This is a genomic window from Microlunatus sagamiharensis, assembly GCF_900105785.1.
Classification (GTDB): Bacteria; Actinomycetota; Actinomycetes; order Propionibacteriales; family Propionibacteriaceae; genus Microlunatus; species Microlunatus sagamiharensis.
This window is the reverse complement of record NZ_LT629799.1, coordinates 3,955,942-3,976,522: the sequence shown is the minus strand read 5'-3', so window position 1 is coordinate 3,976,522 and position 20,581 is coordinate 3,955,942. Positions and strand designations below refer to the sequence as shown.

The following is a 20,581-nucleotide window of genomic DNA, read 5'->3' as shown; positions in this document are numbered from 1 at the left end:
GGGTGGTCACACCGCACCTCGCCATGGCCCTGCGGACGAGGAGCGACGTGTCGCTGCTGTTCATCGTGATCGCCGTCGTCCTCGTGGCGTTGATCTTCGACTTCACCAACGGCTTCCACGACAGCGCCAACGCCATGGCCGGCCCGATCGCCACCGGCGCCCTCACCGCGCGCAAGGCCGTGATCATCGCCGCCGTCCTGAACGTCGTCGGGGCCTGCCTCTCCACCGAGGTGGCCAAGACGATCTCCGGCGGCTTCTTCGACGAGCGGCTCGTGAACCCCTCGATGGTGCTCGCCGGCCTCGTCGGGGCCATCGTGTGGAACCTGCTCACCTGGCTCTTCGGCATCCCCTCGAGCTCGTCGCACGCGCTCTTCGGGGGCCTGATCGGCGCGGTCGTCGTGGGCGCCGGGCTCAGCTCGGTGCACGGCTGGGTCGTGGTGTCCAAGGTGCTGCTCCCCGCGGTCATGGCGCCGCTGGTCGCGGGCCTCGCGGCGGCGGTGTCGACCAAGATCGCCTACCGCATCACCCGGCGTACGCCGAGCGGGCGGACCAACACCGGCTTCAAGTACGCGCAGGCCTTCACCGCCTCCCTGGTCGCCCTGGCCCACGGCACCTCGGACGGCCAGAAGACGATGGGCGTCATCACCCTCGTGCTGATCGCGGGCGGCTTCCAGGCCGTCGGCACCGGGCCCCACTGGTGGGTCATCCTGGCCGCGGGCGTCGCCATCGGCCTCGGCACCTACTCCGGCGGCTGGCGCATCATGCGCACCCTGGGCAAGGGCATCGTCGACATCGACACGCCGCAGGGCGCGACCTCCGGGGCCGCCACCACCGCCACGATCCTGGCGTCCTCCCACCTCGGCTTCGGCCTCTCGACCACCCACGTCGCCACCGGCGCGATCCTCGGATCCGGGGTCGGCCGTGACGGCGGCGAGGTCCGCTGGGGCATGGCCCGCAAGCTCGTCGTCGCCTGGCTGCTGACCCTGCCCGGTGCGGCGATCATCGGCGGCCTCGCCGCGCTGCTCGCCGAGAGGGGCGCCGTCGGACCGGTCGTCCTGCTCGTGCTGCTCGCCGCGGTGTGCGTCGTCATCTGGGTCGTCTCCCGCCGCAACCAGGTGACCAGCCACAACGTCACCGACAGCCGCGAGGTGATGGTGCTGGCCAGCGCGACGCCGAGCACCTACCCGGAGGACCCGCGGCTGGCCCCGGCCAAGGGGTCCGGCCGCGCGGGCGGCAAGGCCAAGAAGAAGCCGAAGAAGATCAAGAGCGGGGTCTGAGGAGCGCCATGAAGATCGACTGGGCCGCCCTCGGCACCGTCGCCGTCGTCTCGATCGTGATGTCGGTGCTGTTCACCGTGCTGCTCGCCTCCGGCATCCGCGCGGTGTCGGCCGCCCGCCTGCGCCAGCAGCGCGGCGGGGGCTCGGGCGCCGTGCTGGCCGGCGGCTACTCGCTGCTCGGCCTGGCTGGGCTGCTCGTGCTCTTCGGGATCTGGCTGATCGTCCCCCAGTTCCACTGAGCTCCTCCCGGGCCCACACCCGTGACGCACGCCGCCGGTGACCGAGGGGCTCGTATGCTGCGCCGGGGCCGACCACCGTCGTCCCCGTTGCGTTGAGAGCGCGGAGGCGCCCCCCAGATGAGAACCACCCGTTGAGCCAGACGCGTACGCCCTCCGGCCCGGGAGCCGTCGACGACGACCAGCCTCCCCTGGGGCCGCTGGTCCGCAGCGGGCTCCAGCGCTGGATGCTGGCCAACCAGGTCCAGCCCGCCGGGCCGGGATCCGCCGAGGCCCAGCAGCACTCCACCCAGTCGTGGTGGAAGGTCATGTGCCTGACCGGCGTCGACTACTTCTCGACGCTGTCCTACCTGCCCGGCATCGCCGCCCTCGCCGCCGGGGCGCTGTCCCCCGTGGCGACGCTGCTGATCGTCGCGCTGACCCTGCTCGGCATGCTGCCGATGTACCGCCGGGTCGCGAAGGAGAGCCCGCACGGCCAGGGCTCGGTGGCCATGCTCGAGCGGCTGCTGCCCTTCTGGCGCGGCAAGGTCTTCGTGCTCGTGCTGCTCGGCTTCGTCGTGACGTCGTGGCTGGTCACCATCACGCTGTCCGCGGCCGACGCGTCGGTGCACCTCATCGAGAACCCGTACACGCCCGAGGCGTTCCACGGCAAGAACGTGCTGATCACGGTCGTGCTGCTGCTCATCCTCGGCTTCGTCTTCCTGCTCGGCTTCAACGAGGCCGTGGTCGTCGCGATCCCGCTGGTCGGGGCCTTCCTGGCCCTGAACGCGGCCGTTGTGGTCGCGGGCATCGTCCAGATCGTGCGGCAGCCCGAGGTGATCAACGGCTGGACCGCCGCGCTCGAGGCCCAGACCTCGGGCCCGGGCGGGCTGATCACCACCGCGGTCATCGCCTTCCCGCTGCTCGTGCTCGGCCTGTCGGGCTTCGAGACCGGCGTCAGCATGATGCCGCTGATCAAGGCCGACGGCGCGACCCCGGAGCAGCGGATGCGCAGCCGGGTGCGCAACACGCGCTTCCTGCTCACCACGGCCGCGGCCATCATGTCGGTCTACCTGGTCGCCACCAGCCTGATCACGACGCTGCTCATCCCGCCGGCCGCCTTCGTCGACGGCGGACCCGCCAACGGCCGCGCGATCGCCTACCTGGCGCACGGGCTGATGGGCGAGGCGTTCGGCACCGTCTACGACCTCAGCAGCGTGCTCATCCTGTGGTTCGCCGGCGCCTCGGCCATGGCCGGGCTGATCAACATCGTGCCGCGCTACCTGCCCGCGTACGGGATGGCGCCGGACTGGGGCAAGGCCGTGCGGCCGGTGGTCGTCGTCTACACGGTCCTCTCGATCGTCGTCACCCTCGCCTTCCGCGCCGACGTCAACGCGCAGGCCGGGGCGTACGCGACCGGCATCCTCGTGATGATGTTCTCGGGCGCCTTCGCGGTGACGATCAGCGCCCGCCGCCGCGGGGCTCGTCGTGCGACCGTCGGCTTCGCCGTCCTCACCGTCGTGCTGCTCTACGCCCTGGTGGCCAACGTCGTCGAGAAGCCCGACGGCATCGTGATCTCGGGGCTCTTCATCCTCGGCATCGTCGCGGTCTCGGTCGTCTCGCGCGTCCGGCGCTCCTTCGAGCTGCGGGCCACCGAGGTCGTGCTCGACCGGACCGCGCAGCTCTTCCTGCGCGACGCCGCCCGGCGCACGATCCGGCTCGTCGCGAACGAGCCGAACGCCCGCGACGCCGCGGAGTACCAGGAGAAGCGGCGCGACTCGCTCCGCGACTACGGCCTCGACGAGGACGACGACATCATCTTCGTCGAGATCACGGTGACCGACCCGTCCGGCTTCGCGAGCCGTCTCGACGTGCAGGGCCACGTCATGCACGGCCACTACCGGGTGCTCACCATGGAGGGCACCAACGTGCCCAACGCCCTGGGCGCGCTGCTGCTGCACGTGCGCGACGAGACCAAGCGTCGCCCGCACCTCTACGTGGAGTGGACCGAGGGCAACCCGGTGGCCAACCTGGCCCGGTTCCTCATCCTCGGCGTCGGCGAGGTCGCCCCGACCACGCGTGAGGTGCTGCGCCGGGCCGAGCCGGACCGCTCCAAGCGGCCCTACGTGCACACGGCCTGACGCACGGGCCGGACACGGAAGAGGCCCGACCCCTCGGGGTCGGGCCGTCGCCGCTGGAGGAACGGCGGAGGTGGCGAGATTTGAACTCGCGATGGGGTTTTTGCCCCAAACCCGCTTAGCAGGCGGGCGCCATAGACCGGACTAGGCGACACCTCCAAGCGCAGCTCGTGACCACGGCGTCGCCGCCCTGGCCTCTCGAAGCGCCCGGTCACCCTACCCATGCCGTCGGTCCGCGTCCAAGTCGATGGCCGGGCGTGGGACGCTCGGAGCGTGGCCACGCTGGAGGACGCCCGGCGCATCGCGCTCGCGCTGCCCGCGACGAGCGAGAAGGTCTCGTGGGGCTCGCTCCACTGGCGGGTCCGCGACCGGGGCTTCGCGTGGGAGCGGCCGCTGCGCAGGGCCGACCTCGCCGCCCTCGGCGACGCCGCGCCGACCGGGGAGGTCCTCGGCGTCCGGGTGGCCGACGAGGGCGAGAAGGAGGCGCTCCTCGCCGCCGAGCCGGACGTGTTCTTCACCGTCCCCCACTTCGACGGCTGGCCGGCCGTCCTGGTCCGGCTCGAGGCGATCGGTCTCGACGAGCTGACCGAGGTCATCACCGACGCGTGGCTGGACCGGGCGCCGGCACGGTTGCGCGAGGAGCTGCTGCGCAGCCGTCAGGCCTGAGGACCGCGGCCCGACCCCGGTGCGGGGTCCTCGAGGTCGCCGTCCACGAGGACCTGTTCGGCCAGGTCCCGCAGCCGCACGCCGGTGTGCTGGCTGCGGGTGCGCAGCAGCGCGAAGGCCTCGTCCGGCTCGAGTCCCCGTCGGCCGACGAGCACCCCGACGGCCGTGCCCACCCGGGCCCGGCCCTCGAGACCCTCGGTGAGGTGGAGCATCGACTCGGCGTCGGCGAGGGCCCCGAGGGCCTGGGCGGTGAGGCCCCCGACCAGGCGCACGTACGCCTGGCGCTCCGGGGTGAACCAGCCCGGGCGGTCGTCGGAGACCGGCACGACCACGCCCGTCCTCGTCCCGGCCGCGAGGTACGGCAGGACGGCCGAGCGCACCGCCGTCCGCCGGACGGCGAGCGCCGCGAACTCGTCCCAGGGCGAGGCGACCGCCAGGTCGTCGACGACGACGACCGAGCCCGCCGTCACCAGGTCCGGGCGGGGTGGGGCCTCGACCTAGGCCCGGATGCGCATCAGCTCCTCCGTCGTGCCGGCGTCCGCCGTGGCGAGCACGGTGAGGCCGCGACCCGGCCCGCTCACCACCACCTCGGCGAAGCGGGCGCCCGTCCGCTCACGCAGGTGGTCGACGGCGTACGCGGCGACCCGCTCCGGGTCCTCGAGGCGGCGGACCGCCTCGAGGAGGCCGAGGACGTCGGAGATCTCCATCTGCCCACCCTTCGTCGTCGCTCGTCCGGACCACTCCAACCATGCCGGATCGGTGAGGCGAAGCGCGTTCGACCTCGGGGCGGCGGCGGCGCGGCGCCTCGGTGAACAACCGGTGAAATGGCATGGTGGCCGGTTGCCACGTACCCTGAGCACCACCTGAAACGTGACGGGCGCCCCTGCCCAGCCCCGAAGGACGTGTGCATGCCGGAGGACCAGCCTCCCGCCGACCCCCGCGGCAGCTCCTCGAGCTGGTCGTGGTCGAGGCCTGGCGGCGGTGACGACTCGGGCGCACGCCGCGCGCTGCCCCGCAACGAGGACTTCCGCCGCACGGTCGGCTTCACGGTGCTCGGCACCGTCGTCCCCGGCGTCGGCCTCCTCGCCGCCGGCCGCAAGGTCCTCGGGTCGGTGGTGCTGGGCGTCTTCGTCCTCACCCTGGCCGCGATCGGCGTCGCCGCGCTCGTCGACCGCGAGGCCCTGATGCAGGTGGGCCTCGACCCGACATCGCTGCGCCGGCTGGCCGTCGTGCTCGCCGTCGTGGCCGCCCTCTGGGTCCTCGTCGTCATCGCGACGCACCTCTCGCTGCGCCACCGGCCCTCGGGTCGCCAGCGCATCGTCGGCGGCATCCTCGTGGGCGTCCTCGCCTTTGCGGTCGCGGCGCCCTTCGCCGTCGCCTCGCGGACCGCCTACGTCTCCGCAGGGCTCGTGGGCTCGCTGTTCAAGAGCTCCGACGAGACGAAGAGCGCGACCCGCCCGACTTTCGAGCCGACCCACGCCGGTGACCAGGAGCAGCAGGACGACCCCTGGGCCGACAAGCCGCGGGTCAACGTCCTCCTGCTCGGTGGCGACGACGGCAAGGGCCGCGTGGGCACCCGCACCGACACCGTGATCCTGGCCAGCATCGACACCAAGACCGGCGACACGACCCTCTTCAGCCTGCCGCGCAACACCGCGCGGATGCCCTTCCCGTCGGACTCGCCGCTCAAGAAGTACTACCCGAACGGCTTCACCGACGGCAACGGCGAGAACGCCGAGTTCTTCCTCAACGCGATGTACCGCGACGTGCCGGCGACGGTGCCGAAGGACGTCATCGGCGACACCGACAACCTGGGCGCCGACGTCATGAAGCTCAGCGTCGGCCAGGCGCTCGGGCTCAAGGTCGACTACTACGTCCTGATCAACCTGCAGGGCTTCTCGACGATGATCGACGCTCTCGGCGGCATCCGCCTCAACGTCAACACCTATATCCCGATCGGCGGGAACACCGACCTGCACATCCCGCCGAAGGAGTTCATCAAGCCGGGCCCCAACCAGAAGATGGACGGCCGCAGCGCCCTCTGGTACGCCCGCGGCCGCTACGGCTCCGACGACTTCGCCCGCATGGACCGGCAGCGCTGCGTCATCAACGCGATGATCAAGCAGGCCAACCCGGCCAACGTCCTCACCCGCTACGAGGACATCGCCAACGCCAGCAAGACCCTCGTGCGGACCGACCTGCCCCAGGAGGTGCTGCCGGCCATGGTCGACCTCAGCCTGCGGGTCAAGGACGGCAACGTGCGCAGCGTCGTGTTCAAGAACGGCGTGAGCGGCTTCATCTCGGCCAACCCGGACTTCTCGCAGATGCGCTCGCGGGTCAAGAAGGCGATCGGCGAGGCCAAGGACGACAGCACGCCCAAGAAGACGGCGTCCTCGGGCAGCTCGGGCTCGGGCTCCGGCTCGGCGCCCACGAGCGAGGACGTCGACAGCAGCTGCAAGTACGACCCCAAGGTCGCGGCCACCGCGAGGCCCTACACCGGCTAGCCGGCACGCTCCCTGAGGGCGACCGACGCCCCCTGAGCCTGTCGAGGGGCTCGGAACGGGTTGGCGTGCCTCAGCCACTCAGTGAAGAACGCCGACCTCTTCGAGGCCCTTCGACAGGCTCAGGGAGCGTCCTCAGTTCGGCACAGGAGCGTTCTTGGCGACCCTCCCGCGTACGCCGGTCAGGAGAACGGCGAGTAGCCGCGGTCGGCGTCGAGGCGCTGCTGGACCTCGGCCATCAGCGCGAGGAAGGTCGGGTTGGCCCGGCGCCGCGGGTTGAGCACGCTGACGCCACCCTCGCCCTCCTTGCGGCTGATCACGAGCCGCTGGCCCAGCACGCGCGCCGTCCCGATCTCGGACCAGCGCAGGCTCTGCCGGGACCCGGCGTGCTCCACGACGATCTGCTCGGCGTCGGTGACGACGGTGCTGCGGATGCGCCGGGTCACCACCAGCGCGACCAGCCCGAGCGCGACGCCGAGGACGGCGAGGACCACCGCGAGCACGAGGACGCCGACCGGCCAGCCGTACGCGCTGGCGAGCACGAGCAGCCCGACGCCGACGACCACGAGCGCGGCCGAGATGGCCAGCGCGCGCACGGGTGGCGGGGCCGAGAGGACGAAGCGCGCCTGGCGCGCGGGCACCGGGTCGCTCACGAGCCGGTCGCCGCCACGTCGGTCCCCCAGGAGCACGTCACGGGCACGACCCTAGTGGGCCGGACCGACACCGCTGCCGCCCGACCGCAGGCCCGCCGCACGCGGGTCCCGGCAGCCCTAGAGCGGCCTGGCGCGGGTGAGTGCCCGGAGCCCGGCGAGGGTGTCGTCGTCGAACAGCGCGCCCCCGGGCACGGCGGCGTTCGCGGCCCCCACGGCGGCAGCTGTCACGAGGGCGTCGGGCAGCGCCGCCCCGACGCTGAGGTCCCCGACGAGCCCGGCGAGGAAGGAGTCGCCGCTGCCGACCGGGTAGCCGCCGGGGGTGGCGTCCGTCCGCACCCGCCAGGCCCCGGTCGCGTCCCAGCCGACCGCTCCGTCCGCCCCGTCGGTGAGCACCAGCACCGCCACGCCGAGGTCGCGCACGGCACCGCCGAGCTCGACCAGGTCGGCGGGGTCGCGGTCCACCAGCTCGGCGGCCTCGGCCCGGTTGATCTTGACCAGGTCCGGGGTGGCCCGCTCGACGAGCAGCGGGAGCACCGCCCCGTGCGTGTCGACGGCGAGGTGCGTGCCGCGCTCGCGCAGCCCGGCCAGCAGGCCCGCGAGCCGGTCGAGGTCGGTGCCGTGCGGCACGCTGCCCGACAGCACGAACCAGTCCCCCGTGCCCACCGCGTCGAGCGCCTGCTCCAGCGCGTCGAGCTCGCCGCCGTCCGCCGCCGGCGCGAGCTCGTAGAACTCGGTGAGCGAACCCGCCCCCTCGTCGGCGACGGTCAGGCAGAGCCGCGTCGGGGCGGTGGTGGCCAGCCGGGCCAGCTCGACGCCGGAGGGCTCGAGGAGCTCGGCCACGAGGTCGCCCAAGGGACCGCCGAGGGGGGCGAGCGCGCGGACCGGGTGGCCGAGCCGGACGAGGGCGCGGGCGACGTTCAGCGACTTGCCGCCGGCCAGCCGGACGACCCGCGTCGGGCGGTGGATGGCGCCGGGGACGACGGCGTCGACGGTGTGGACGACGTCGAGGGACGGGGCCAGCCCGAGCGCGTGGATCACGGGCGAAGACCTACCACGCGCCGGACGGACCGCTCCCCCACCCCGGTGCCACGTCCGTCGGTCATGGCGACATCATCGAGCCGTCGTGAGCGGTCACCACCGCCACCGCTCAGATCGCTCACCGCCGGTGAGCGACGGGTCCGAGGAGGAGTGCCGTGGAACCGGACTGGGACGCGCTGCGCCGGATGCCGCTCGTCGACTGGCACCCGCGGGCGCGGGTGCGGGTGCCCGAGACGCCCGTGGCGCGGACCGCGGTGGACGCGATCGACGTGCACAACCACCTCGGGCGCTGGCTCACCGACGGCGACTGGCCCGACAGCCCCTGGATGGTCACCGACCCCGGGGCGCTCGTCGCGGCCATGGACGCCTGCGGCATCACCACGGTGGTCAACCTCGACGGGATGTGGGGCGAGGAGGTCACCGCCAACGTCGAGCGCTACGACGCCGCGTACGAGGGGCGGTTCGCGACCTTCTGCCAGCTCGACTGGGACCGGGTGGTCGAGCCCGGCGGTGTCGGTTCGCTGAAGCGCTCGCTCGAGGACAGCCGCGCCCGCGGCGCCCGCGGGGTCAAGGTCTGGAAGAACCTCGGCCTCGGGGTGCGCGACGGCGACGCCCTGGTCTCCCCCGACGACCCGCGCGTCGTCGAGGTGGTGCGCCACGCCGGCGACCTCGGCCTGCCGGTGCTCATCCACACCGGCGACCCGCTCGCCTTCTTCGACCCCGTCGACGAGCACAACGAGCGCCTCGAGGAGCTCGCGCAGCACCGGGACTGGTGGTTCGGCGACCCCGAGCGGTTCCCGACCTTCGACGCCCTGCTCGACGCGCACGCCGCGCTGGTGCTGGCGTGCCCGCAGACGCGCTTCGTCGGCGCCCACGTCGGGGGCGCGGCCGAGGACCTGGACCGCGTCGGCCGGCTGCTCGACGCGGCCCCGCACTACGCCGTCGACATCGCCGGGCGCATGGCCGAGCTCGGCCGCCAGCCCCGGCGCGCGGCGCGGTTCGTCGCCGAGCACCCGGACCAGGTGCTCTTCGGCACCGACATCTTCCCGACCAGCGCGGCGGCCTTCCTGCTGCACGTGCGCTTCCTCGAGACCGCCGACGAGGCGTTCGCGTACGACCCCGCCGGCGGCGTGCCGAGCCAGGGCCGCTGGAGCGTCAGCGGGCTCGACCTCGACCCGGCGCTGCTCCCCGCGCTCTACCGCGACAACGCGCGGCGCTTCCTCGGGCTCGACCAGGCGCCCTGAGCGCCGCGCCTGCCGGCTCACACCGACAGGTCGACGTCCAGACGTCCGCCGAGGGCGCGGGGCAGCAGGTCGGCGTGGGCCTCGGTCATCCGGTCGCACAGCGCCCAGATCTGCTCCGGGCTCAGCGTCGAGCTGGCGTTGGCGTCGACCAGCACCGCCCGGCGGACCAGCTCGGGGTCGCCGGTGCGGGCCGCCTCGACCGTGAGTCCGGCGACGGACAGGTAGGTGCGGTTGAGCGCCGCGCCCGCCGCCGGCACCGACCCGTACGCGACGGGGTGCACGCCGTCGGCGTCGACCCGCGCCGGCACCTCGACGACCGCGCCCTCGGGCAGGTTGTCGATCAGCGGCGCGCCGACCGGGTTGACGACGTTCGCGTGGATCTCGCGCTCGGTGCCGGTGAGGACCGAGTGGATGACCTGCGGCGCGTACTCGGCCGCCCCGCCCTCCAGCTCGAGCGGCCGGCCCTCGGCGAGGGCCGCACGGGCGCTCTCGAACTCGGCGACGTTGGCCTCGGAGATGCCGAGGTACTCCAGGGGCTCGAGGCGGTAGCGCTCCACGGCCGCGTCCGAGCGCAGGAACCAGCCCAGGTACTCCGCGGAGTGCTCGCTGGTCTCGGTCGGGTAGTAGCCGATCCGGCGGAAGATCTCGACGCGCACGCGCCGCTCCATCTCCGGGTCGGCCGCGATCACCTCGCGCAGCCGCGGGTAGAGGTCCTCCCCGTCGCGGCTCCACTCGGTGAGCCAGGCCTGGTGGTTGACCCCGGCGGCGCGGAAGTGGGTGCCCTCCATCGGCACGCCGACCAGCTCGCACAGCCCGTGCACGGTCCAGTGGACGCTGTGGCACAGCCCGACCGTGCGGATCTGCGGCGCGACCACCGACATCCACCAGACGTTCATGGCCATCGGGTTCGTGTAGTTCAGGAACAGCGCGTCCGGGCACAGCTCGGCCATGTCGCGGGCCACGCCGCTGAGGAAGGGGAAGGTCCGCAGGCCACGGAACACGCCCCCGACGCCGGTGGTGTCGCCGATGGTCTGGCGCAGCCCGACCTCCGCGGGCAGCAGCAGGTCGACGCGGGTGGCGTCGATGCCGCCGATCTGGACCATGTTCACCACGAAGGCCGCCCCGTCGAGCGCCTCGCGCCGGTCGAGCGTCGCGACGAGCTCCGGGTGGCGCCCGAAGCGCTCGGCGACCTGCTCGGCGGTGCCGCGGGCGACGTCGAGCCGGCCGCGGTCGACGTCGTGGAGGACGACCCGCAGCTCGGGCAGGTCGTCGTAGCCGAAGAGGTCGGCGAGCAGCTGGCGGGTGAAGACGACGCTCCCCGCCCCGAGGAACACCACGGTGGGCTTCATGCCGTCGATCCTCTGGCGGAGCGAGCGGATCGCGCAACGAGCTGAGCGAGACCTGGTTAAAGTGATCACCCCGAGCGAGCGAACCGGCACCGCACACGCCCGTCCGTCCGTCCGTCCGCCGAGCCCACCCGCGGACCCACCCGCTGTGAAGGACGAGGAGCCCGATGTCCGCCTCCAGCGTCGAGTCCCGGCTCCGCGCCTCGTCCACGCAGCGCGCCCGCCGGCTCACCGCGATCCTCGACCTGCTGGCCGAGGAGCACACCGTCTCCCTGGCCCGCCTGACCGAACGCCTCGGGGTCTCACCTGCCACCGCCCGCCGCGACCTGACCGAGCTGGCCGACCAGCGCCTCGTCACGCGGACGCACGGCGGCGCGACCCTCGCCAAGGGCCGCACCGAGCTGCCCGTGGCGCTGCGGGGCACCCAGTACGCCGCGGCCAAGCGGGCGATCGCGCGGGCCATGGCCGCCCGGCTGCCGTCCGGACGCCACGTCGTCGCGCTGAGCGGCGGCTCGACGACGGCCGAGGTCGCCCGCGCGCTCGAGTGGCGCCAGGACCTCACCGTGGTCACGAACTCCCTCTCCATCGCGACCCTGCTCACCGAGCGGGGCCGCGTACGGGTGGTCATGACGGGCGGCTTCGTCCGGCCGGAGTCGTGGGAGCTGGTCGGGGCGCTGGCGGAGAGCACGTTCACCGCGGTCAACGTCGGCACCGCGGTCCTCGGGGCCGACGGCGTCAGCGCCGCCGCCGGGGTGACCACCCACGACGAGACCGAGGCCCGCACGAACCGTGCGATGGTCTCGGCGTCCCAGCGCACGGTCGTCGTCGCGGACTCCTCCAAGGTCGGCCGGGTCGCGCTCGCGCAGATGGCCGGGCTCGACCGGGTCTCGACCCTGATCACCGACGACGCCGCGGACCCCGACGAGGTCGAGCGCATCCGGGCCACCGGCGTCGAGGTCGTCCTCGCCGAGGCCCGCGGGTGAGGCGGACGCTGCTGGGCAGCGGGGCCACGGCCCGGGGTGGTAGACCGGTGCCGTCAGGCGGACGTCCCGCGCCGGCACCCCGCCGGGGCCGTGGGACGTCCCGACGAGAGGATCAACCATGGGTCTCGGAGACATCGTGAACAAGGCCAAGGACCTGGCCGCGGACCACCCCGACAAGGTCGACCAGGGGATCGACAAGGCCGGCGACGCCGTCGACGCGAAGACCGGCGGCCAGCACGCGAGCCAGGTCGACAAGGCCCAGGACGCGGTGCGCGACCGCCTCGCCGGCGGCGACCAGCAGCCCCCGGCCTGACGCTCGGCGGTCCGGCCGTGAGCATCAGCACCGACGACCTCGGGCGCATCACCCAGCAGACCGACGTCGTCAGCAGCGACGGGGACAAGCTGGGTTCGGTCCACCAGGTCTACACCTCCGACACCACGGGCGACCCGGCCTGGGTGACGGTGAAGACCGGCCTGTTCGGCACGCAGGAGTCGTTCGTCCCGCTGTCGGACTCCTCCTTCGACGGGGACGACATCCGCGTCGGGGTCACCAAGCAGGCCGTCCACGACGCCCCGCGGGTCGACACCGACGGGCACCTCAGCCCCGAGGAGGAGGACGACCTCTACCGCCACTACGGCCTCCACAACCCCGACCAGGGCGACGCCCGGCCCGGCGTCGCGGACCGCCGGCCGGACGGCGACCACGACGGCGACCGCGACGACCGGCTCGGGGACGACCGGCCGGGGGACGACCAGCTCGGGGACGACTCGAGCCGGGATGCCGCAGCAGCAGCCGGGGCGGGTGGCGTCGCCGGCGGGGCGCTCGGGGACGGCGTCGGCCGTGACCGGAGCGAGGACGACGTGACCGGGACGCCGCGGCACGCCGCGACCGACGACCGCAGCACCGACGACCGCAGCATCGCCGCGGAGAACGGCCCCGAGCACGTCGAGCAGACCGGGCACGGCGAGCAGACCGGGCCCGGCGAGCGCGACGAGCACGGCGCCGAGGAAGCGGTGAAGCCGGGCGAGCGCACCACGCGGCTGCGCCGCTACGTGGTCACCGAGCGCGTGGTCCAGACCGTCGAGGAGCTCCCCGCCGAGGACGACCCCTCGCGCTGAGCCGGGACGTCGGCCCGGCACCCCGGGTGCCGGGCCGACGTGTCACGCAGGACCGCACCCGCCTCCAGGTCCCGAGGGCGGGTCAGCGGAGCTCGGGGACCCCTGGCCTGCCCACGACAGCATCGGCACGCCGGGCTGCCCGGGCGACCGCCTGGCCGAACAGGGCCGGGAACTGCACGGGGAACAGCATCAGCGGCCCCTGCCGCGCGATCTGCACGTCGACGCCGAGGAGGGCGTTCCGTCCGACGGCCAGGCCGCGGACGCTGAGCGGGTCGCGTCGCTCCGGCGCCCGGCCGGCCTGGGCCCGCAGCCGGTCGGCGGCGTACGAGACGTCCTGTGGGGCGAAGTGGCCGACGACCCGGCCCGAGAAGTCGGCCACGGTCGAGCCGGCGAAGGTGCGCGGGCCCTCGAGGTGGTCGACCGTGGCGAAGACGAGCGCCTGCACCCACCCGGCCGCCGCCGCGGCGGACACGGTGACCACGCGGTAGGTGTCCTCGGGTCCGGCGGGTCCGGGCGCCTCGAGCACGACGAACAGGGCGTCGCCCATGAGGTTGTCCCAGGTCCGCTGCTCGGCGTCCAGGCGGACGCCGCTCATGCCGTCGACGACGCCGGCCATGCCGCCGACCGCCGGCCACCCGTACGTCGTGCCGAGGGCGCCGCCGAACATCGACAGCTGGTGCGAGAGCCGACCGGCGACGGTGCCGACCGTCCGCTGGTCGAAGTGCCGCTCGACCTCGACGAGCCGGGCGTCAGGGACCTCGACCAGGTCCGGGGCGGTGCGGTACGCCTCGAGGGGGTCCGCGCCGCACAGCGCCTGCAGCTCGTCGGCGAGGCCCTCGGCGAAGGCCCAGTCGAGGCGGTTGAAGCGTCGGGCCCGCTGCTCGGCCCGGACCCCGACCGAGGTCATCACCACACCGGGGACGAGGTAGAGCAGGCCGCTGAGGGCCAGGCCGCGGGCGCCCTCCGTCGGGTCGAGGGCAAGGAGGACGACCACGGGGACCACCCACAGCGCGACGAGCAGGATCCCGATCGTCAGCGTCGCGTGCTTCTGCCGGCTCTGGGCCGCCGGCGACAGGCTCGGAGGGCTCGCCATGTCCTCACGGTAGGGCGGTGAGAGGTCAACCGGGCGCCGTCCGCGGAGGTGGCCCGGCGGCGGGCGCCCGGGCGGCGAGGGTGGGATTCGAACCCACGGAACGGTCTCCCGCTCGGACGCTTTCAAGGCGTCTGCACTAGTCCACTATGCGACCCCGCCCGGTCGGCGGCGTCTGCGTGCACGCCGTCGGAGCGGGCCCGAGCCTAGCCGAGGGCGTCCGTACGCCCCGTGGCACGCTGGCCGGGTGCGTGCAGTCGTGGTGACGGAGCCGGGCGAGCCGGAGGTCCTCCGGGTCGAGGAGGTGCCGGAGGTCGAGCCCGGTCCCGGCGAGGTGCTCGTCGAGGTCGTGGCCGCGGGGGTCAACCGCGCCGACCTGATGCAGCGCCAGGGCCACTACCCGCCGCCGCCCGGCGCCAGCGAGACCATCGGGCTGGAGGTCTCCGGGCACGTCGCGGCGCTCGGGGAGGGCGTCGACGGCACCGACGGCCTCGAGGTCGGGCAGCCGTGCGTCGCCCTGCTGGCCGGTGGCGGCTACGCCGAGCGGGTCGTCGTCCCGGCCGGTCAGGTCCTGCCTCCCCCGCCCGGCTACGACCTGGTCGACGCCGCCGGGGTCCTCGAGGTGGCCGCGACGGTCTGGTCGACGCTCGCCCACGCGCACCTGTCGTCGGGCGAGACGTTCCTCGTGCACGGCGGCGCCGGAGGGATCGGGTCCTTCGCGATCCAGTACGCGCGTGCCCTGGGCGCGACGGTGGTCGCCACCGCCGGGAGCGAGGACAAGTTGCAGCACTGCCGCGACCTCGGGGCCGACCACGCCTTCTCCTACCGCGAGGACTGGGCGGCGCAGACCAAGGACGCCGTCGGCGGCGTCGACGTGGTGCTGGACAACATGGGCGCGAAGTACCTGGAGACCCACGTCGACCTGCTCGCCCCCGACGGCCGGCTCGTCGTCATCGGCTTCCAGGGCGGCCGGCGCGCCACGCTCGACCTCGGCGCGCTGCTGCCCAAGCGCCTCTCGGTCGCGGCGATCTCGCTGCGGGGTCGCCCGCTCGACCAGAAGGCCGACATCTGCCGCCACGTCGCCGAGGAGGTCTGGCCGCTGCTGGGCGACGGCACGATCAGGCCGACGCCGCTGACCACGTACGCCCTCGACGACGTCGTCGAGGCCCACCGCCGCCTGGAGTCCGGCGACAACGTCGGCAAGATCGTCTTGCGCGTCTCCTCCTCGCACCCGCCTACGCCCTGACGCTTCGGTCTTCCTCCCGCGCTCGCCAGCAGCACCGCCTGCCGCTGCCGCTGCTCCTCAGCTGGCTCACTTGGTCGTCCAGACCGAGCCGGGCTCCGGCTACCCGATGCTCGGAGGGAGAGCCGCGAGCACCTGGCTGACCTCATCGTCCGGGCTGCCGCCCAGGTGGACGGTGATCACGCGCTCGTCGGCGCCGGGCGGCTCGAGGGTGTCGAGCTGGGACTGCAGCAGGCTCGGCGGCATGAAGTGGCCGGAGCGGGTGGCCAGCCGGGCCGCGATCACCTCGTGCGTCCCGTCGAGGTGCACGAAGACGACCTCGGGGCGGCGGAGCCGGTCGCGGTAGGCGTGGCGCAGCGCCGAGCAGGTGATGATCCCGTCCTCGCCCCGGTCGAGCTGGCCGTCGATCCACGCCCGCACCCGGTCCAGCCAGGGCCAGCGGTCCTCGTCGGTCAGCGGGACTCCGCGCTCCATCTTCTCGACGTTCGCGGGCGGGTGGAGGTCGTCGCCCTCCTCCATCGGCCAGCCCAGGCGCTCGGCCAGCAGACCGGCGACGGTCGACTTGCCCGTGCCCGAGACCCCCATGACCACGAGGACGGTGGGCGAGGGGCGGTCGTCGGTGCGGTCCACCCGACGGACCCTACGGGGGGCGGGCTCAGGTGGGGACCGACGACTCCCGGATGACGAGCTCGCAGGGCTGCGCCACGACGCCCCGGCCGAGCTCGGCGCCGTCGATCGCGGCCAGCAACCGGCTCGCCGACAGCCGCCCGAGCCGGACGAGCTTGGGGTCGACCGTGGTCAGCGGCGGCCGTGCGGCCTGGACCATGACGTCCCAGTTGTCGAAGCCGACCACCGAGACGTCCTGCGGCACCCGGACGCCGGCCTCGCGCAGCCCGTCGGTCAGCCCGCGCGCGATCTGGTCGCTGCCGCACACCACGCCGTCGACGAGCCCGCTCGTGCGCCGGGCCAGCAGGCCCGCGGCCGTGCGCCCCCACGCCTCGCTCCAGTGGCCCGTGAGCAGGTCGGAGACGGTCATTCCGGCAGCGGCTGCGGCGGCCTCGAACCCCTGGCGGCGCAGCTGCGTCGACAGGTGGTGCGCCGGCCCGCTGACGTAGGCCAGCCGCGTACGGCCGTGGGCGACGAGGTGCTCCACGGCGAGCCGCGCGCCCTGCTCGTCGTCGTTGGTGACGGTGAGGTCCTCGGGGTCGTCGGAGCGCCCGAGGACGTAGACCACCGGGATCGGCAGCTGCCCGACGCTGCGCCGCTCGTCGGGTCGCCGACCGGTCACGACGATGCCGTCGACGCGCCGGTTCAGCAGCTCGGCGAGGTAGTGCCGCTCTCGCAGCGGGTCGCCCCGGCCGTCGCAGAGCAGCGTGGAGACCTTGCCGGCGCCGAGGCTGTCCTCGATCCCCTCCATCAGGGGCAGCGTGAACCGCCCGAAGCTGTCCGAGGTCAGCATGCCGACCGTGTACGTGCGGCCCTCGGCGAGGCTGCGGGCCACCTGGTTCGGTCGGAAACGAAGTTTCTCGGCCGCCTCCTGGACGCGCTGGCGGGTCTCCTCGCGGAGCTGGCCCTGGCCGTTGAGCGCCTTGGACACGGTGCCGGGCGACACGCCCGCGAGCTGGGCCACGTCGCGGACGGTCACCGCCGAGTCGTTGCGGGTGCTCGCCACCGGTCCTCCGTCCACCGTCGGCGACACGCCGCGGAAGCCATGAGTACCACACCCTTGACCGCTCCCGCCACGACCGGCTAGCGTCCGCGGAAACCGCTTTCCGTAGTTTCCGAGCCCGGCCCCGGGCGCGACACCGACGACGCAGGAGACCCGATGACCATCCGCACCCGAGCTCGGCAACGAGCCCTCCGTCTGGCGGCCACCCTGGCCGCCGTCACGCTCCTGGCCACCGCGTGCGGCGGCGGGGACGACGGCGGGGGCGGTGGTTCCGACGGCGGCGGCGCGAGCAGCGGCCCGGCCTCTGGCGAGATCACGATCTGGGCCCGCGACTCCCAGCAGGGCTTCATGAGCCAGCTGGTCGACCTCTTCAACGCCAGCCACCAGGTCAAGGCCAAGGTGACGATCATCCCGAACGCGAGCTTCGTGCAGAAGCTCGGCACGGCGGCCGCCGCGGGCTCGGGCCCGGACGTCTCCTCGATCGACCTCGTCTACGCGCCGTACTTCGCCTCGGCGGGCGCCCTGGAGGACATCACCGACCTGGCCGACTCGCTGCCGTACAAGGACTCGCTGAGCCCCTCGCACCGGCGCCTCAGCACCTACGAGGACCGCACGTACGCGCTGCCCTTCACCGCGGAGGCCTCGGCCGTGTACTACAACAAGGACCTCTTCAAGAAGGCCGGGATCGCGAACCCGCCGACCACCTACGCGGAGATGCGCGACGACGCGAAGAAGATCCGCGCCCTGGGCAGCGACTACTACGGCTTCACCTTCGCCGGCGCGTGCGGCGGCTGCAACGTCTTCGAGTTCGCGCCGCACGTGTGGGCGAGCGGCGGCGACGTCCTCAGCGAGGACGGCAAGCAGGCGCTGCTGGACTCCCCGGCCGTGACCGACGCGCTCGGGCTCTACCGCGGGATGTGGGAGGACGGCTCGGTCTCGAGCGCCTCGAAGAACGACGCGGGCACCCAGCAGATCCCGCTGTTCACCTCCGGCAAGGTCGGCATGATCACCCTCGGCGCCTTCGCGATCCCCTCGATCGAGAAGGCCAAGGTCGACTTCGGCGTGACGCCGATCCCGGGCAAGGACGGCGGCACCTCCTCCTTCGCCGGCGGCGACGTCATCTCGGTGATCAGCGGCACCAAGAACGAGGCCGGCGCGCGGGAGTTCGTGAAGTGGGCGACCGACACCGAGGCCCAGACCTTCCTGGCCAAGAACGGCAGCGTCCCGGTGCGCACCGACCTGGTGCCGAGCATCTACGCCAGCCAGGGCGAGCCGTACAAGGTCTTCGGCGAGCTGATGGCGAGCGGCAGGACCCCGTACAGCACGGTCGAGAACGCCGTCTTCAACGACAACAACGGCCCCTGGGCCAAGATGATCAACGACGCGGTGTTCGGTCCGGACCTGGCCACGGCGCAGGCGACGGGCCAGAAGTCGGCCCAGTCCCTGATCGACGCGGGCTAGACCGGTCTCGTGACCGCCACCGTCGAGGAGACCTCCGGGTCCCGCGGTGCCCCCGGCACCCCTGGCGCGCCGCTCGCCGCGGCGCGCCGGGGGATGCGGGTCGGCCGCCGCCGGGCCCTCGTGGGGCTGGCCATGGCGAGCCCGGCGATCGTCCTGATCGTCGCGTTCTTCCTGGTGCCGCTGGTGATGACCTTCTGGATCTCGCTGCACAACTGGCCGCTGCTCGGGCGGCACCGGTTCATCGGGCTGGACAACTACGTCCGTGCGGTCGCCGACCCCGGCTTCCGCTCGGCGATGCGGTTCACGCTGCTCTACACGGTGGTCATCACGCCGGTGCTGTTCCTGATCGGGCTCGGCATGGCGCTGCTCGTGCGCCGCAAGGTCCGGGCGGCCCGGGTCTTCCAGTCGATCTGGTTCATGCCGGTCTGCATCGGCCTGGCGTCGGGGTCGTTCCTGTGGCTCTACCTCGGCCAGTCGCAGATCGGGCCGCTCTTCGACCTGCTGCGCCGGGCCGGGCTGGTGCCGGCCGACGGCAACATCTTCGCCGGCACCTGGGGCGCGCTGCTGATGGTGATCGGGATGGTCACCTGGAAGGTCGTCGGGCTGCAGATGCTGCTGCTCCTGTCCGGGCTGAACTCCATCCCCGACGACGTCACCGAGGCGGCCCGCATCGACGGCGCGAGCCGCTGGCAGGGGTTCCGGTTCATCACGCTGCCGCTGCTGCGGCCGACGCTGGCCCTGGTGCTGGTCTTCTCCGTGGCGGGCTCGCTGCTGGCCTTCGACCAGTTCTTCATCATGACCGCGGGCGGCCCCGCGAACTCGACGATCACCGCCGTGTACGCGATCTACCGCACCTCGTTCATCTCCTTCAAGCTCGGCTACGGCGCCGCGCTGTCCGTCTTCTTGATGGTCGTGCTCGCCGTGGTCAGCGCCGTGCAGATGCTGCTGCTGAGGAACACCGACCATGGCTGACACCGCGACGGCGACCACCGCCCGTACGGCTCACCGCCGCTCGACACACGCGCGGGGCGAGGACCGTGCGCGGACCGGCTTCCTGCGCGAGGTGCGGGGCTCGATGCCCGCGCTGGCGTGGTGGGTGGTGTGCCTCTGCCTGGCCGTCGCCTTCCTCTACCCGCTGTGGGTGATGCTCTCGATGGCGCTCAAGGGCCCGGTCGAGCAGAGCCAGGTGCCCCCGACGCTCTTCCCGCACGCACCGACGCTCGGCAACTTCACGCGCCTGTCGAGCGTCCAGGGGCTCAACGTCTTCGGCAACCTGCTGAACAGCGTGATGGTCACGCTGGCGGCGACCGTGCTGACCGTCGTCGTGGCGACCCTGGCCGGCTACGCGCTCGCGCGGGCCCGCTTCCCCGGGAGCAACGTCGTCTTCTTCGTCGCGCTGGCCACGTTCATGATCCCGTTCCAGGCGATCATCACGCCGCTGTTCATGGTGCTGAAGACGCTCGGGCTCAACAACTCGCTGGTCGGGCTGACGATCGTCTACGTGACGTTCAACCTGCCGTTCGGGCTGTTCATCATGCGCAACTCGTTCGCGGCGGTGCCCGGCACGCTGGAGGAGGCCGCGCTCGTCGACGGCTGCGGGATCCTCACCGCGCTGCGCCACATCATGCTGCCGATCGTCATGCCGGGGGTGATCACCACGGCCCTGCTGACCTTCTTCGCCAGCTGGAACGAGTTCTTCGCCGCGCTGATCCTGCTCACCGACCAGGACAAGTTCACGCTCCCGGTGACCCTGACCCTGGTGACCTCCGGCCAGTTCGGCACCGTCAACTGGGGCGCCCTCGAGGCCGGCGTCGCGCTGACCGTCCTGCCGTGCATCGTGATCTACGTCCTCCTCCAGCGCTACTACGTCAGCGGGATGCTCAACGGCGCCCTCAAGTGACCGACCGGCCCGCACCACCTGCACCCCTGCACCAAGCG

21 protein-coding genes and 2 tRNA genes are annotated in these 20,581 nt (G+C 73.1%); 13 read left to right on the top strand and 10 right to left on the bottom strand.

Annotated features, from left to right (window positions below):
* The first annotated feature begins 23 nt into the window (after window positions 1-23).
* The 3 genes from BLU42_RS18315 (at window position 24) to BLU42_RS18305 (ending at window position 3,633) form a co-directional block, all read left to right on the top strand.
* Window positions 24-1,277, top strand: coding sequence for an inorganic phosphate transporter (locus tag BLU42_RS18315; protein WP_091080958.1), 1,254 nt, complete (start codon window positions 24-26; stop codon window positions 1,275-1,277).
* Window positions 1,278-1,285: 8 nt separating this feature from the next.
* Window positions 1,286-1,516, top strand: coding sequence for a hypothetical protein (locus BLU42_RS18310; RefSeq protein ID WP_091077812.1), 231 nt, complete (start codon window positions 1,286-1,288; stop codon window positions 1,514-1,516).
* 131 nt (window positions 1,517-1,647) lie between these two features.
* Complete coding sequence (locus BLU42_RS18305) at window positions 1,648-3,633, top strand: APC family permease (RefSeq protein WP_091077809.1); 1,986 nt, start codon at window positions 1,648-1,650, stop codon at window positions 3,631-3,633.
* A gap of 65 nt (window positions 3,634-3,698) precedes the next feature.
* Here the strand turns inward: BLU42_RS18305 and BLU42_RS18300 are convergent.
* Window positions 3,699-3,789 (bottom strand) — tRNA-Ser (locus tag BLU42_RS18300).
* A 114-nt stretch (window positions 3,790-3,903) separates the two neighbouring features.
* On the opposite strand from BLU42_RS18300, the gene BLU42_RS18295 reads away from it, so the two are divergent.
* Window positions 3,904-4,296 carry an MmcQ/YjbR family DNA-binding protein gene (locus BLU42_RS18295; RefSeq protein ID WP_091077805.1) on the top strand — a complete coding sequence of 131 codons (393 nt, stop codon included), beginning with the start codon at window positions 3,904-3,906 and terminating at the stop codon, window positions 4,294-4,296.
* On the opposite strand, the gene BLU42_RS18290 is transcribed toward BLU42_RS18295, so the two are convergent.
* On the bottom strand, window positions 4,287-4,766 hold the full coding sequence (locus tag BLU42_RS18290) for an ANTAR domain-containing protein (RefSeq protein ID WP_091077802.1): 480 nt from the start codon (window positions 4,764-4,766) through the stop codon (window positions 4,287-4,289). The two genes, BLU42_RS18295 and BLU42_RS18290, sit on opposite strands and share 10 nt — an antisense overlap.
* Window positions 4,767-4,793: 27 nt before the next feature.
* Complete coding sequence (locus tag BLU42_RS18285; RefSeq protein WP_091077798.1) at window positions 4,794-5,003, bottom strand: hypothetical protein; 210 nt, start codon at window positions 5,001-5,003, stop codon at window positions 4,794-4,796.
* Between the two features lie 201 nt (window positions 5,004-5,204).
* Between BLU42_RS18285 and BLU42_RS18280 the strand changes: the two genes are divergently transcribed.
* Window positions 5,205-6,800, top strand: a complete 1,596-nt coding sequence (locus BLU42_RS18280; RefSeq protein ID WP_157720083.1) for an LCP family protein — start codon at window positions 5,205-5,207, stop codon at window positions 6,798-6,800.
* 179 nt (window positions 6,801-6,979) lie between these two features.
* Here the strand turns inward: BLU42_RS18280 and BLU42_RS18275 are convergent, their stop codons facing one another.
* Window positions 6,980-7,486, bottom strand: a complete 507-nt coding sequence (locus BLU42_RS18275) for a hypothetical protein (RefSeq protein ID WP_091077793.1) — start codon at window positions 7,484-7,486, stop codon at window positions 6,980-6,982.
* 81 nt (window positions 7,487-7,567) lie between these two features.
* Window positions 7,568-8,488 carry a 1-phosphofructokinase family hexose kinase gene (locus tag BLU42_RS18270; protein ID WP_091077790.1) on the bottom strand — a complete coding sequence of 307 codons (921 nt, stop codon included), beginning with the start codon at window positions 8,486-8,488 and terminating at the stop codon, window positions 7,568-7,570.
* Window positions 8,489-8,643: 155 nt separating this feature from the next.
* Between BLU42_RS18270 and BLU42_RS18265 the strand changes: the two genes are divergently transcribed.
* Window positions 8,644-9,732 (top strand): amidohydrolase family protein, encoded by a 1,089-nt coding sequence (locus tag BLU42_RS18265; protein WP_197680505.1) that lies wholly within the window; start codon window positions 8,644-8,646, stop codon window positions 9,730-9,732.
* A 17-nt stretch (window positions 9,733-9,749) separates the two neighbouring features.
* Here the strand turns inward: BLU42_RS18265 and melA are convergent, their stop codons facing one another.
* Complete coding sequence (gene melA, locus BLU42_RS18260) at window positions 9,750-11,081, bottom strand: alpha-galactosidase (protein WP_091077786.1); 1,332 nt, start codon at window positions 11,079-11,081, stop codon at window positions 9,750-9,752.
* 164 nt (window positions 11,082-11,245) lie between these two features.
* Here melA and BLU42_RS18255 point away from each other — a divergent pair, with 164 nt between their 5' ends.
* The 3 genes from BLU42_RS18255 (at window position 11,246) to BLU42_RS18250 (ending at window position 13,180) form a co-directional block, all read left to right on the top strand.
* Window positions 11,246-12,061: a DeoR/GlpR family DNA-binding transcription regulator gene (locus BLU42_RS18255; RefSeq protein ID WP_091077781.1), complete on the top strand. Its 816-nt coding sequence runs from the start codon at window positions 11,246-11,248 to the stop codon at window positions 12,059-12,061.
* Between the two features lie 118 nt (window positions 12,062-12,179).
* Entirely contained in the window at window positions 12,180-12,374 is a 195-nt protein-coding gene (locus BLU42_RS20935; RefSeq protein ID WP_172825825.1) for an antitoxin, read from the top strand.
* Window positions 12,375-12,391: 17 nt separating this feature from the next.
* Entirely contained in the window at window positions 12,392-13,180 is a 789-nt protein-coding gene (locus BLU42_RS18250) for a PRC-barrel domain-containing protein (protein WP_172825824.1), read from the top strand.
* A gap of 82 nt (window positions 13,181-13,262) precedes the next feature.
* Here BLU42_RS18250 and BLU42_RS18245 read toward each other — a convergent pair whose 3' ends face one another.
* Both BLU42_RS18245 and BLU42_RS18240 read right to left on the bottom strand, forming a co-directional pair.
* Window positions 13,263-14,273 (bottom strand): hypothetical protein, encoded by a 1,011-nt coding sequence (locus tag BLU42_RS18245; RefSeq protein WP_091077773.1) that lies wholly within the window; start codon window positions 14,271-14,273, stop codon window positions 13,263-13,265.
* A 72-nt stretch (window positions 14,274-14,345) separates the two neighbouring features.
* Window positions 14,346-14,432, bottom strand: a tRNA-Ser gene (locus BLU42_RS18240).
* Window positions 14,433-14,517: 85 nt separating this feature from the next.
* On the opposite strand from BLU42_RS18240, the gene BLU42_RS18235 reads away from it, so the two are divergent.
* Window positions 14,518-15,516 carry an NAD(P)H-quinone oxidoreductase gene (locus BLU42_RS18235; RefSeq protein WP_091077770.1) on the top strand — a complete coding sequence of 333 codons (999 nt, stop codon included), beginning with the start codon at window positions 14,518-14,520 and terminating at the stop codon, window positions 15,514-15,516.
* 99 nt (window positions 15,517-15,615) lie between these two features.
* On the opposite strand, the gene BLU42_RS18230 is transcribed toward BLU42_RS18235, so the two are convergent.
* Window positions 15,616-16,143 carry a gluconokinase gene (locus BLU42_RS18230; protein WP_231918281.1) on the bottom strand — a complete coding sequence of 176 codons (528 nt, stop codon included), beginning with the start codon at window positions 16,141-16,143 and terminating at the stop codon, window positions 15,616-15,618.
* 25 nt (window positions 16,144-16,168) lie between these two features.
* Entirely contained in the window at window positions 16,169-17,185 is a 1,017-nt protein-coding gene (locus BLU42_RS18225) for a LacI family DNA-binding transcriptional regulator (RefSeq protein ID WP_172825823.1), read from the bottom strand.
* A 153-nt stretch (window positions 17,186-17,338) separates the two neighbouring features.
* On the opposite strand from BLU42_RS18225, the gene BLU42_RS18220 reads away from it, so the two are divergent.
* From BLU42_RS18220 to BLU42_RS18210, 3 genes are read left to right on the top strand one after another with little or no spacing between them, the layout of a single operon-like run.
* Window positions 17,339-18,643: an ABC transporter substrate-binding protein gene (locus tag BLU42_RS18220; protein ID WP_091077766.1), complete on the top strand. Its 1,305-nt coding sequence runs from the start codon at window positions 17,339-17,341 to the stop codon at window positions 18,641-18,643.
* Between the two features lie 9 nt (window positions 18,644-18,652).
* A complete protein-coding gene (locus tag BLU42_RS18215) occupies window positions 18,653-19,615 on the top strand; it encodes a carbohydrate ABC transporter permease (RefSeq protein ID WP_197680504.1) in 963 nt (320 codons plus the stop codon).
* Complete coding sequence (locus BLU42_RS18210) at window positions 19,608-20,543, top strand: carbohydrate ABC transporter permease (protein WP_091077761.1); 936 nt, start codon at window positions 19,608-19,610, stop codon at window positions 20,541-20,543. Before BLU42_RS18215 ends, BLU42_RS18210 begins: the two co-directional genes overlap by 8 nt.
* Window positions 20,544-20,581 lie beyond the last annotated feature (38 nt).

Excerpts from the sequence above, each read along its gene's own strand:
- BLU42_RS18285 (WP_091077798.1), bottom strand. The coding sequence starts at position 5,003 with ATGGAGATCTCCGACGTCCTCGGCCTCCTCGAGGCGGTCCGCCGCCTC.
- BLU42_RS18220 (WP_091077766.1), top strand. The coding sequence starts at position 17,339 with ATGACCATCCGCACCCGAGCTCGGCAACGAGCCCTCCGTCTGGCGGCC.
- BLU42_RS18255 (WP_091077781.1), top strand. The coding sequence starts at position 11,246 with ATGTCCGCCTCCAGCGTCGAGTCCCGGCTCCGCGCCTCGTCCACGCAG.
- BLU42_RS18315 (WP_091080958.1), top strand. The coding sequence starts at position 24 with ATGGCCCTGCGGACGAGGAGCGACGTGTCGCTGCTGTTCATCGTGATC.
- melA (WP_091077786.1), bottom strand. The coding sequence starts at position 11,081 with ATGAAGCCCACCGTGGTGTTCCTCGGGGCGGGGAGCGTCGTCTTCACC.
- BLU42_RS18310 (WP_091077812.1), top strand. The coding sequence starts at position 1,286 with ATGAAGATCGACTGGGCCGCCCTCGGCACCGTCGCCGTCGTCTCGATC.
- BLU42_RS18210 (WP_091077761.1), top strand. The coding sequence starts at position 19,608 with ATGGCTGACACCGCGACGGCGACCACCGCCCGTACGGCTCACCGCCGC.
- BLU42_RS20935 (WP_172825825.1), top strand. The coding sequence starts at position 12,180 with ATGGGTCTCGGAGACATCGTGAACAAGGCCAAGGACCTGGCCGCGGAC.
- BLU42_RS18245 (WP_091077773.1), bottom strand. The coding sequence starts at position 14,273 with ATGGCGAGCCCTCCGAGCCTGTCGCCGGCGGCCCAGAGCCGGCAGAAG.
- BLU42_RS18280 (WP_157720083.1), top strand. The coding sequence starts at position 5,205 with ATGCCGGAGGACCAGCCTCCCGCCGACCCCCGCGGCAGCTCCTCGAGC.